The sequence below is a fragment of the Caulobacter sp. FG121 genome, assembly GCF_057809815.1.
This window is the reverse complement of the sequence record NZ_JBMDKR010000006.1, coordinates 23,595-35,479: the sequence shown is the minus strand read 5'-3', so window position 1 is coordinate 35,479 and position 11,885 is coordinate 23,595. Positions and strand designations below refer to the sequence as shown.

9 protein-coding genes and 1 riboswitch are annotated in these 11,885 nt (G+C 69.0%); of the genes, 4 read left to right on the top strand and 5 right to left on the bottom strand.

From position 1 onward, the window contains the following. Positions 1 to 33 precede the first annotated feature (33 nt). A riboswitch (cobalamin riboswitch) is annotated at positions 34 to 227 on the bottom strand. Positions 228 to 254: 27 nt separating this feature from the next. Next, positions 255 to 674 carry a DUF2061 domain-containing protein gene (locus ACODSL_RS14920; RefSeq protein ID WP_488901500.1) on the bottom strand — a complete coding sequence of 140 codons (420 nt, stop codon included), beginning with the start codon at positions 672 to 674 and terminating at the stop codon, positions 255 to 257. A 109-nt stretch (positions 675 to 783) separates the two neighbouring features. Further along, positions 784 to 1,896, bottom strand: a complete 1,113-nt coding sequence (gene ald / locus ACODSL_RS14915; RefSeq protein ID WP_488901499.1) for an alanine dehydrogenase — start codon at positions 1,894 to 1,896, stop codon at positions 784 to 786. Positions 1,897 to 2,072: 176 nt separating this feature from the next. On the opposite strand from ald, the gene ACODSL_RS14910 reads away from it, so the two are divergent. Further along, positions 2,073 to 7,196 (top strand): alpha-2-macroglobulin family protein, encoded by a 5,124-nt coding sequence (locus tag ACODSL_RS14910; RefSeq protein ID WP_488901498.1) that lies wholly within the window; start codon positions 2,073 to 2,075, stop codon positions 7,194 to 7,196. Positions 7,197 to 7,205: 9 nt separating this feature from the next. Further along, positions 7,206 to 9,236 (top strand): penicillin-binding protein 1C, encoded by a 2,031-nt coding sequence (pbpC, locus tag ACODSL_RS14905; RefSeq protein WP_488901497.1) that lies wholly within the window; start codon positions 7,206 to 7,208, stop codon positions 9,234 to 9,236. Here the strand turns inward: pbpC and ACODSL_RS14900 are convergent. Genes ACODSL_RS14900 through ACODSL_RS14890 form a run of 3 tightly spaced genes read right to left on the bottom strand, consistent with a single transcriptional unit; the run spans position 9,233 to position 11,148 of the window. After that, a complete protein-coding gene (locus ACODSL_RS14900; protein ID WP_488901496.1) occupies positions 9,233 to 9,850 on the bottom strand; it encodes a carbonic anhydrase in 618 nt (205 codons plus the stop codon). The genes pbpC and ACODSL_RS14900 overlap by 4 nt on opposite strands. Before the next feature lie 9 nt (positions 9,851 to 9,859). Next, on the bottom strand, positions 9,860 to 10,498 hold the full coding sequence (gene maiA, locus ACODSL_RS14895) for a maleylacetoacetate isomerase (protein WP_488901495.1): 639 nt from the start codon (positions 10,496 to 10,498) through the stop codon (positions 9,860 to 9,862). Beyond that, a complete protein-coding gene (locus ACODSL_RS14890; protein WP_488901494.1) occupies positions 10,498 to 11,148 on the bottom strand; it encodes a fumarylacetoacetate hydrolase family protein in 651 nt (216 codons plus the stop codon). The genes maiA and ACODSL_RS14890 overlap by 1 nt, the downstream gene beginning before the upstream one ends. Before the next feature lie 102 nt (positions 11,149 to 11,250). On the opposite strand from ACODSL_RS14890, the gene ACODSL_RS14885 reads away from it, so the two are divergent. Both ACODSL_RS14885 and ACODSL_RS14880 read left to right on the top strand, forming a co-directional pair. Continuing rightward, positions 11,251 to 11,499, top strand: a complete 249-nt coding sequence (locus ACODSL_RS14885) for a type II toxin-antitoxin system Phd/YefM family antitoxin (RefSeq protein WP_488901493.1) — start codon at positions 11,251 to 11,253, stop codon at positions 11,497 to 11,499. Then, on the top strand, positions 11,496 to 11,882 hold the full coding sequence (locus ACODSL_RS14880) for a type II toxin-antitoxin system VapC family toxin (RefSeq protein WP_488901492.1): 387 nt from the start codon (positions 11,496 to 11,498) through the stop codon (positions 11,880 to 11,882). Before ACODSL_RS14885 ends, ACODSL_RS14880 begins: the two co-directional genes overlap by 4 nt. Positions 11,883 to 11,885: the final 3 nt, after the last annotated feature.

Sequence of the window (11,885 nt, the reverse complement as noted above, 5' to 3'; positions counted from 1 at the left end):
CTTCCCCGCGCCATCAGCCTGGACCCGGGCTGCGGACGAGCGACGACGGCGGCAGGTCTCCTGGCTTGCGGGTCATCGGACTGCATCCCGCCTTCCCGGTTTCCCAGTGGCGTCGCTTGCGCGAATGGATGCGGCCCTCGCCGCTGACAGTTGCGGGCACAGCCGGGGGTTTTCACCCCGTTCCCTCTTGGCCCCCCGGAAGGGGAACCGCCTGCGGCCTGATTGAACCCGCGCCGCTGAAAACTCAAGGCCTTCTAGTTGAGCCGGCCCCAGGCCACGCGCCGCCAGACCCGTTCGTGCACGAAGTAGAGGACGATCTTCGTCAGGGCCTCGACCGAGGCGATCGACACCGCGTAGCGAAGCCGGTGCGTGACGATCCAGCTGAGGATGAAGGTGTCCAGGCTGCCGACGAACCGCCAGGTGAACGACTTGATCAGCGAGCGCCAGCGCGACGAGGGCGCAAGGCGGACGACGCGCCAGACCCGTTCATGCAGGTAGTAGAGAACGATCTTGGTGACCGTCTCCATTGAGGCGATCGCGCCGGCGGCCATCGGGTGGCCGGTGATCAGATAGCTCCACAGGAAGGTGTCGAGCGTGCCGATCACGCGCCAGCTGACGGCCTTGGCCAGCGCGCGGGCGTGACTGTCAATCGGCCCCAGAACAGGCGTGATCATCGTGGGGCGGCCTGTCCGTCGCGGCGGGTCTTCATGACCTGCCGCGACTATTAGCACCCCGGGCCGGGACGCCGAGCCCGATTTCGTGAGACGCCTGCGCCTTTTTCTATCAGCCCCAGGCGCCGTAGGGGTCGACGAACGGCTTGCCGAGCGCCTCGGCCACGGCCGGGTGGGTCAGCTCGCCCTTGAGGACGTTGAGCCCCCTGGCCAGGTGTTTGTCGCGCTTGAGAGCGTCCAGACCGTGGTCGGCCAGGGCCAGGCCGAAGGGCAGGGTCGCGTTGCCGAGGGCTTCGGACGAGGTGCGCGGCGCCGCGCCCGGCATGTTGGCCACACAGTAGTGGACCACGCCGTCGACGGTGTAGGTCGGCTCGGCATGGGTCGTCGGGTGGCTGGTCTCGAAGCAGCCGCCCTGGTCGATCGAGACATCGACCAGCACCGAGCCCGGCTTCATGCGGGACAGGTGCTCGCGCTTGACCAGCTTGGGGGCGGCGGCCCCGGCCGTCAGCACCGCGCCGATGACCACGTCAGCCTTGAGAATCTCGTCCTCAACGGCGTCCAGCGTCGAGTAGCGGGTCAAGACCCGACCCATGAAGATGTCGTCCAGCTCCCGCATACGCGGGATTGACCGCTCCAGCACCACGACCTCGGCGTTGAGGCCCATGGCCATGCGGGCGGCGTTCATGCCGACCACGCCGCCGCCCAGAACGGCCACGCGGGCAGGCGACACGCCGGGCACGCCGCAAAGCAGCAGGCCCATCCCACCGTTGTGCTTGAGCAGGGTCTCGGCGGCGGAGAAGACGGCGATCCGGCCGGCCACTTCGCTCATCGGCGCCAGCAGCGGCAGGCCGCCGCGCGCGTCGGTCACGGTCTCGTAAGCGATGGCCGCGCAGCCGGACTTCACCAGGCCTTCGGTCTGGGCGGGATCGGGCGCCAGGTGCAGGTAGGTGAACAGGATGTGGCGCGGTTCGAGGCGCTCCCACTCAATCTTCTGCGGTTCCTTGACCTTCACGATCATGTCCGCGCCGGCGAACACGGCGTCCGCGTCGGCGACGATCGTTGCGCCGGCCTTGCGGAAGGCCTCGTCGGCATAGCCCGCGCCCTGTCCGGCGCCGGCTTCCACAAGAACGTCATGGCCGTGTGCGACATACTCGCGGACGGCGGTTGGGGTCAGACCCACCCGATGCTCGCCAGGCTTGATCTCCGCCGGAACTCCAACGCGCATGGTCATTTCCTTCCCAAGGGGTTTGGCGCGGGAAATGTCCCGCCATTGCCGCAAGGTCAAGCACGATCTTGCCGTGTTCGCCTGTGACGGGAGCCGACTCGTGTGCGGATTGACCCGCTGGCAGGCTTGGGCTCACATCGTTCGTCCAAGAACTCTCAAGCCCGGGAAGGGCTCCCATGACGCCGTCCGACGAAACTCCGCACGAATCCGCGCCTGAAGGGGAGGCTCATGAGCCGCTCACTCTGACGTCGTCCGGCGAGGCCAAGCCGTTCTGGTCGAAGTGGACCTCCAACTGGCATCTGCCGGTGGGAGCCATCGCGGCCATCGCCCTGGCGGCCGGCTTCGGCGGCGGTCTTGTGACGGCGGGCGTGCTGGCCGGCGGGTTCGGCGGCAAGGGCGCCGCCTCGAGTTCCGTCGCCACGGGCGCGAGCGAAAAGCCCTCCCTGTGGTCGATGTTCGGCAAGCCGCGTTCGCCCGGCGCCCCGCGCCGCGGGATTCCCAAGCCCGACGGGTTCGCGGTCTGGAAGACCCGTCTCGACACCAGCCGCGCCGATCCGCTGGCCTGTATCGAGATGACCAAGCCCCTCGATCCGGGCAAGGCCTACGCCGACTATGTACTGGTCTCCCCCGATCTCGGTGGAACCCCGGCGGTCAGCGTCAACCAGAAGAACAAGGCGGAGCTGTGCATCGGCGGCCTTGGCCTGACCGAGCGCCGCGTGACGCTGCTGAAGGGTCTGCCCGGCGTGGGCGGACAACAGCTGGCGGCCAACGCCGACGTTGATTTCACCTTCGGCGAGAAGCCGCCCTATGTCGGGTTCGCCGGCGACGGCGTGATCCTGCCGCGTGAAGACGCCGACGGGGTCGGCATCGAGACCGTCAATGTCTCGCGCCTCAACATCGAGGTCTGGCGCGTCGCCGACCGCAATCTGGTGCGCACCTCGATCAGCGCGCCCGACCCGACGGGCGAGGGCGACTGGCCGGGCGACTACGGCGACGACAGCCCCAATGACGAGGGCAAGATGGTCTGGAAGGGCCAGGTCGCGGTGCGCGGCGGTCAGGGTGAGCGCGTCACCACCGTCTTCCCGCTCGGCGCGGTGCTCAAGGACATGCAGCCCGGCGGCTACGTGATCAAGGCGCGCGACGCTTCTTCGGGTGGCGCGCCCAAGGACGACCAGGACGAGGAGGGTGAAGGCACCCAGCCCGCCCAGGCCCGTCGCTGGATCATTTTCACCGACATGGCGATGGTCGCCTACGACGGCTCCGAATCGCTCGACGTGGTCGTGCGGTCGCTGAAGTCCGCCCGGGTCATGCCCGGCACGCGCGTGGCGCTGGTGGCCAAGAACGGCGAGACCCTTGGCGAGGCGCGGGCCGACAGCGCCGGTCGCGTCCGGTTCCTGCGGCCTTTGCTCGAAGGCGACGGCGCCATGCATCCCCGGATGGTCATGGCCTATGGCGCGCAGGGCGATCTGGCCGTGCTGGATCTCGACCGCTCGCCCGTCGACCTGTCGAAGCAGGGGATGGGCGGCCGCACAACGCCCGGCGCCGACGACGAGACCGGCGGCCGCGTGGCCGACAGCGAGATCGACGGCTACCTCTACGCGGATCGCGGCATCTATCGCCCGGGTGAGACGGTTCACCTGTCAGCCCTGATCCGCGACCTGCAATCGCGCGCGGTCAAGGACCGCAAGGGCGTGCTGGTGATCAAGCGGCCCTCGGGCGTCGAGTTCAAACGGATCGCGTTCGACCGCGCGCCCACCGGCGCCGTGACGGCCGACATCAGCCTGCCCAAGAGCGCGCCGCGCGGCCGCTGGAAGGCGACGCTGGAAATCGAGGGCATCAAGGACGCTTCCGGGGAGATGAGCTTCTCGGTCGAGGATTTCGCGCCGCAGCGGCTGGCGGTCAGCACCGACGGCCAGGAGTCCATTCCGGTCGGCGCCGGCGAGACGCGTCAGGTGTCCGTGCTGGCCCGCTTCCTCTATGGCGCGGCAGGCGCGGGCCTGCAGACCCAGGGCGAAGCCAGGATCATGGCCGACCCCAATCCGTTCCCGGCCTTCCCCGGCTTCGAATGGGGCGACCAGCAGACGACCTTTGACGAGAAGTTCCTGGAGCTCGGCTCTTCGGTCACCGACGGCGACGGCAAGGCGATCCTGTCGTTGGGTACAGGCGACGTCGGCGACACTACCGCGCCGCTGAAGGCCACCGTCACCGCCTCGGTGTTCGAGCCGGGCGGCCGACCCGTCCGTGAAAGCCTGTTCCTCAAGGTCCGCACGAAGCCGGTTTATCTGGGCGTGAAGGTCGAGCAGACCGATGCGACGGGCGGCAACGCTGCGCCGGTGGCGCTGAACTTCATCGCCGTGGACTCGAAGGGTAGTCGCATCGCCGCCCCCGGCGCGACCTACACCCTCATCGCCGAGAACTGGGACTACGACTGGTTCCAGCAGGACGGCCGCTGGCAGTGGCGGCGCACCAGTCGTGACGTCGTCGTCCAGAAGGGCGCACTGAACATCGGCGCCGGCGGGGCCGCGCGCATCACCCGGCGACTGGGCTGGGGAGATTACCGCGTGGTGGTCGAAGGACCGGGCGGCGCCAAGAGCGTCATCCGCTTCGCCGCCGGCTGGGGCGCGCCCGCCAAGGACGCCGAGGCGCCGGACTTCGTGCGCATCAGCGCCGGACCAGGCGTCCACGCCCAGGGCGACTCCGTCACCCTGACGATCAAGGCCCCCTACGCAGGCGAGGCCCAGGTGGCCGTGGCCACGGACCGGGTCATCGACTTCAAGACCTTCTCGGTCGGCCCGAACGGCGGGTCGGTGACCCTGAAGACCGACGCCTCATGGGGCGGCGGGGCCTATGTGCTGGTCAGCGTGATCCAGCCGCGCGATCCGTCCGTTACGCCCAAGCCGCGCCGCGCGCTGGGGCTGATGTACGTTCCGCTCGACCCGAAGGGCCGCAAGCTGACGGTCGACCTCGGCACGCCGGTCAAACTCAACAGCCGCGCTCCGGTGGAGGTGCCTGTCACCGTCCGCGGCCTCGGCATCGGCCAGCGCGCGCGGGTGACCGTGGCGGCGGTGGACGAGGGCATCCTGCGTCTGACCAAGTTCGACTCGCCCGATCCGGTGAAGTGGTACTTCGGCAAGCGGGCGCTGACCCTCGACTACCGGGACGACTACGGCCGCCTGCTCGATCCGAACCTCGGCGCGCCGGCGAACGTCAACTTCGGCGCCGACCAGCTCGGCGGCGAGGGGCTGACCGTGACGCCGATCAAGTCCGTGGCCCTCTGGTCCGGCGTGGTCGAGACGGGCATTGACGGCAAGGCGCGGATCAAGCTCCCGGCCGCCGATTTCAATGGCGAGCTGCGGGTGATGGCCGTGGCCTGGACCGACGAAGCCGTCGGCTCGGTCTCCAAACCCATGACCGTGCGCGAGGCGGTGATCGCCGACCTGAACCTGCCGCGCTTCCTGGCGCCGGGCGACCGGCCGTTCGCGACGCTCGAGCTGCACAATGTCGAGGGCGCGGCCGGCGGCTACACGGCCGAGACGCGCTCGTCCGGCGGCGTGGTGATGACCTTCAAGAAGCTGTTCCAGCTGGCGCTCGGCCAGCGGGTCGCCGAACGGATTCCGTTCAACGCCCCGACGCGTTCGGGCATCGGCAAGGTCGGCTTCTCGGTCACCGGCCCGAACTTCTCGACCGGCAAGGACTATTCGATCCAGACGCGTCTGGGCTGGAGCCCGATCACCCGCACGACTGTTGAGCTGCAGCGGCCGGGCGAGGCCTTCACCCCATCGGCCCAGCTTCTTGCCGGACTGGCGGCGGGCGATATCAGCCTGCAGGTCAGCTACTCGCCGTTCCGTGGCTTCGACCCGGGGCCGATCGCGGTGGCGCTGTCGCGCTATCCGTATGGCTGCACCGAACAGGTGGTGTCGGTGGCCTATCCGCTGCTGTTCGCCCGCGAGCTGGCGCCCGATCCCAAACGGCGCTCGTCTTCGGCGGCGCTGAACGACGCGGTCGGCAAGCTGCTCGATCGCCAGACCCTCGACGGGGCCTTCGGCCTGTGGCGGGTCGGCGATGGCGAGGCCGACGCCTGGCTGGGCGCCTACGCGACCGACTTCCTGTGGGAAGCGAAGATGCGCGGCGCGCCGGTGCCCCAGGCAGCGATGGACCGTGCCCTGACCGCCATGCGTCAGATCAGCCGGCCGGAAGGCTGGGCCAGCGTCTCCTATCGCCTGGAGTATCCGGAGTGGTGGTACCGCAACGACGCCGAGTCGAAGAAGGCGACCGAACGGATGCGCAGCCGCGCCTCCGCCTACGCCCTCTACATCCTGGCCAAGTCCGGCCGGGGCGATCTGGCCCGCCTGCGCTGGTGGCACGACGTCCACATGAAGGACGACGACTCTCCGCTGGCGCGCGCGCAGATCGGCGCCGGTCTGGCCCTGATGGGCGACAAGGCGCGGGCTCATTCGGCCTTCAAGCGCGCCGTGGCCACGCTCGGCTACCGCGATGAGGCCGACTGGTACCAGAGCCAGCTGCGCGACCTCGCAGGGATCATCGCCCTCGCCTACGAGGCCGGCGAGACCGACATCGCCCGCGGCCTGCAAGGGCGGCTGGAAAACGCGGTCCGCGACCCCGACTCACTGAACACCCAGGAGCAGGCCCGCCTGCTGCAGGCGGCGTCCTTCATGCTGAAGGCGGCCGGGGTGATGCGCGTCGATGCGACCGGAGCCATGGCTCTGACGCCCGCCGGCGGCGCGCCGCGCTGGGCGGTCGGTCGACTGGCCGACGCGGTGTTCACCAACAAGGGCTCCGGCGCCCTGTGGCGGACCGTGACCGTGCGCGGCACCACGGTGGATGCGCCCGGCGCGGCCGGATCCGGCCTGTCCGTCGACAAGCGCTACTTCACCATGCAGGGCGGTGCGGTGAACCTCGCTGGTCTGCGGCAGGGGGATCGCGTGATCGTACTGGTCTACGGCCGGTCGAGTCAGGCCCGCACCGTGCCGCTGGTCGTCGATGACGCCCTGCCGGCCGGCTGGGAAATCGAGACCGTGCTCAGCCCCGAAGACGCCAAGGAGGGGCCCTTCAAGTTCCTCGGCGAACTGTCCGGCGCCGATGTTCAGGAAGCGCGCGACGATCGCTATATCGCCGCGCTCGATCTGGCCGGGGCCAAGCCGTTCGCCATGGCCTATGTGGCGCGCGCCGTGACGCCGGGGGACTTCTTCCTCCCTGCGCCGGAGGCCCGCGACATGTACCGTCCTGGCGTCTACGCCCGTGGATCGACGGCCCGTACGACCATCGCGCCGGGGAGCTAGCCCCGGCCGGTGCGTCGTCTCGTCCTTGGTCTGATTGCGTTCCTGACCCTCGAGGTCGTGCTGCTGACGGCGGATACGCTGTTCCCGCCGGATCTGTCGCGGGGACAGCGGTCGTCGCCGGTCGTGCTCGACCGGCGTGGCGTCTGGCTGCGGGCCCTGCCCGTCGAGAATGGCCGATGGCGGATCCGCGCCGACCTGAAGCGGACCGACGCCAGCTTCCTGAAGCGACTGATCGCGATCGAGGACGCCCGGTTCTGGCGCCACGACGGTGTCGACCCTGCAGCCGTGGTGCGGGCTTCCGGCTCCGCCCTGCTGCGCGGCCACATCGTCTCCGGCGCCTCGACGCTCAGCATGCAGACCGCGCGGCTGCTCGAGCCGCATCCCCGAACCTTCGGGGCGAAGCTCGTCGAAATGGTGCGGGCGGTGCAGCTGGAGGCGCGCTACTCCAAGAAGGAGATCCTGGCGCTTTACCTGACGCTGGCGCCTTACGGCGGCAATCTCGAGGGCGTGCGGGCCGCCAGCCTGTCCTACTTCGGCCACGAGCCGGAGACCCTGACGCTCGGCGAGCAGGCGTTGCTGATCGCCTTGCCGCAGTCGCCTGAAGCGCGCCGCCCCGACCGCCGCCCCACCGAAGCCCGCGCCGCCCGGCGGCTGGTGCTGGACCGGATGGTCAAGGCGCGGCTGGCGACGCAGGCAGAGGCCGACGAGGCTGACACCGAAGCCCTGCCGGCCCGCTCGGCCTTTCCCGCCCTGGCCTGGCAGGCGACCGGCGAACTGGCGCGCGCCGCGCCGGTGGGTCAGGCCACGGTCGTCAGCACGCTGGACGCGACGCTGCAGTCGCGGCTGGAGCCCCTTGCCGCCGCCTACGCCCGTGAGCAGGGCGCAGAAGCCACGGCCGCCATCATGGTCGTCGAGATCAGGGGTCGCGCGGTGCGGGCGCTGGTCGGGTCCGGCGGACTTGATCGGCCGGGCGGCTGGATCGACATGACCGTGGCACTGCGCTCGCCCGGCTCGGCCTTGAAGCCGTTCATCTACGCCTTCGCCTTCGACGATGGCATCGCCGCGCCCGATACGGAGATGCAGGACGTTCAGACCCGCTTCGCCGACTATCAGCCGGAAGACTTCGACCGGGTGTTCCGCGGCAAGGTCACGGCCAGCGAGGCGTTGTCGCACTCGCTCAACGTGCCGGCCGTGCAACTGATGGAGCGGATCGGCCCGGCGCATTTTCTCGCCCGCATGCAGTCCGCGGGGGTCAGCCTGGTGCTGCCGGACGCGAAGACCCGGGCGCCCGGGCTGGCGCTGGCGCTGGGCGGCGAGGGCGTGACCCTGCGCGACATGGCGGTGCTCTATTGCGCGCTGGGCGACGAGGGGCTGGCCAAACCGCTGGCCTGGACCGAGGACGAGGCCGCCCGGCGCGACCGCACCCGTGGCAGCCGACTTGTGCGGCCGGCCGCAGCCTGGCAGGTGCTCGACATCCTGCGCGAGGCGCCGGCCCCCAAGGGACGTATTCCCAACGCCCTGACACTCGGTGGGCCCGGCATGGCCTACAAGACCGGCACCTCGTACGGCTTCCGCGATGCGGTCGCGGCCGGCGTGGTCGGCGGCTATGTGATCATCGTCTGGACCGGGCGCGCCGACGGGGGCGCGCGGGGCGGCTTCACAGGCCGCGAGGCCGCGCTGCCGATGCTGTTCGACGCCGCCGACATCCTGTCCGCGCCCCGGACCGCGCCGCCGCGTATCGCACCAAAGGCCGCGCCCGGGGCCCTGACGACCCTTGAACGGCCAGAACACGGGCCGAACCTGATCTTTCCGCCCGACGGCGCGACTGTGCAGGTCGAGGCCTTCGGGCCGGCCTCGCGCGGCCTCGTCCTGTCGGCTGGCGGCGAGGGTCTCAACTGGTATGTCGAAGGGCAGCCGTTGCCGCTCGACCCGGTCAGCGGCCGCCCGGTCTGGCGACCGGCGGCGGCGGGGTTCTACGAACTGATGGTTGTCGACAGTCAGGGTCGCGAAGCGCGGGCCAAGGTCCGAATCAAGGGCTAGAGCAGGGTCAGCTCTTCAGCCTCGACGGGATTGGTCACGGTCACGCCGAGGTCATTCACCAGACCGTTCGACAGACGATAGACCCAGCCGTGCACGGACAGCGACTGACCGCGCGCCCAAGCGTCCTGCACGAACACGTCCGAGGCGACGTTGTGGACCTGACGGATGACGTTGAGTTCGCACAGGCGATCCCAGCGATCCTTCTCGTCCAGCGCGTCGAGCTCGTCACGGTGAAGCGCGGCGACTTCGCGGATCGGATGTAGCCAATGATCGACCAGCCCGCGCCGAACGCCGTCGACCGCCGCCTTCACGCCGCCGCAGCCGTAGTGGCCGACGACCATGATGTGTTTCACCTTCATCACGTCGACCGCGAACTGCAGCACGCTGAGATAGTTGGCGTCCTGCGGCGGGGCGAGGTTGGCGACGTTGCGGTGGACGAACAGCTCGCCGGGATCGAGACCGACGATCTCGTTGGCGGGGACGCGGCTGTCCGAACAGCCGATCCAGAGATACTCGGGGCTTTGCTGGTTCTCGAGGCGTTTGAAGAAGTCCGGATCGACCTCGGTCTTCCGGCGCGACCAGTTGCGATTGTTGTCCTTGAGATCTTCGAGCACGGGTGTCCCTCAGACTTTGGCGTCAGGTTGGTTGTTCGGATGGGCGGCGGCGATGGCGGGATGGAGCGCCGCTGCATCGGCGGCCGCGACCAGCGCCGGAAACGGGGTCAGGTCGACCTTGAACCGACGGGCGTTGTAGACCTGCGGCACGATCATGCAGTCCGCCAGGGTGGGGGCGTCGCCGAAGGCATAGCCCGTGCCGTGCCGGGCGATCATCGGCTCCAGCGCGGCGAAGCCGTCGCTGATCCAGCGCTGGACCCAGGCGTCAACATCGGCCTGGTCGACCTCCAGTCGCGCCAGCGCCTTGAGAATGCGGACATTGTTCAAGGGATGGATATCGCAGGCGACGATCAGGCCCATGGCCCGGACGACCTGACGATCGAAGCCATCGCGCGGCAGCAGGGCCGGAGTGGGGTGGGCCTCCTCGAGCCATTCGAGGATCGCCACGGACTGCGTCAGAATCCGGCCGTCGACATTGAGCGCGGGCACAAGGTGCTGGGCGTTTACCGCGCCGAAGGCCGCGTCGGACTGTGCGCCGGTGGCCAGATCGACCGGAGCGTAGTCATAGGACAGGCCCTTGAGGTTGAGGCCGATACGGACCCGATAGGGGGCCGAGGCCCGCCAGAAGCTGTGAAGAACAAGCGACATCAGATGATCCTGAACGACAGGGCGCCTACGCCCTCGACCGAGCCTTCGACCCGGTCGCCGCGCACCAGCGGGCCGACGCCCTCGGGTGTGCCGGTGAAAATGAGGTCGCCCGCTTCAAGGTTCCAGAGCTTGCCGGCCTCGACGAGAATTTCCTCGACCGACCAGATCATGTCGGCGACCTCTCCGGCCTGCCGGGTTTCGCCATTCACACTGAGGGTGATGCGGCCCTGCGGGATGGCGCCTGTCGTCGGGACGATGGCCGAGATCGGGGCGCTGGCGTCGAAACCCTTCGCGGCGTCCCACGGCTGACCCTTGGCCTTGAAGCCGTTCTGCAGGTCGCGGCGGGTCAGGTCCACACCGACCGCGAACCCGAAGATAGCCCCGCCGTCGCCGATGGCTACGACAAGCTCGATCTCGTGATGCAGGTCGCTGGTCGCCGAGGGATAGGGCACGTCAGCGCCGGGCAAGACCACCGCGTCGGCCGGCTTGCTGAAAAAGAACGGCGGATCGCGGTCGTCGCCGCCCATCTCGCGCCGGTGGGCGGCGTAGTTGCGGCCGACGCAAAGGATGCGGCGAACGGGGAACGGCCGGTCCGAACCCTGCACGGGAACGGTCGGCTGCGGGCGGATCGATACGGCGAAAGCGGTCATGAGGCGTTCCTAGCGGAGGGCGGGACGGAAGTCTTGTCCAGCCAGCTTGAAACGCACATCCGAATAAACTAAGTCTATAAGACTAAGTTTATCGAGGCGGCCATGCGCACCGTGAATATCCACGAAGCCAAGACGCACCTGTCGCGCCTCATTGAGGATGCGATGGAGGGGGAATCCTTTGTCATCGCCAAGGCGGGAAAGCCGATGGTAAAGGTTTCGCGCGTTGACGCTCCGGAGCCGGACAAGGTTCGGCGTCTGGGGTTCATGGCGGGTCAGATCAGCGTTCCCGATGATTTCGACACCATGGGCGCCGAAGCCATCGAACAGCTCTTCAGCGGCGAGCCCGCGTGATCCTGCTGCTCGACACCCACCTGTTGCTGTGGGCCGTTGGTACGCCTGATCGCCTTTCGGCCGAGGCCCGTTCGCTGCTGGAGGCGTCGGACAATCAGCTGGCCTTCAGCGTGGCCAGCCTTTGGGAGATCGCCATCAAGCGCGGGCTTGGCCGATCGGACTTTCAGGTCGACCCACGCCTGCTGCGGCGCGGTCTAGCCGACAACGGCTACCGGGAACTCGCGATCACCGGCGAGCATACGCTCCAGGTCGACGCCCTTCCGCCGATCCACAAGGATCCCTTCGACCGTATCCTGGTCGCCCAGGCGATGGCCGAGGGCATTACGCTGCTCACGTCGGACGATATCGTCGCCCGCTACCCGGGACCGGTGCGCCGGGTCTAACGA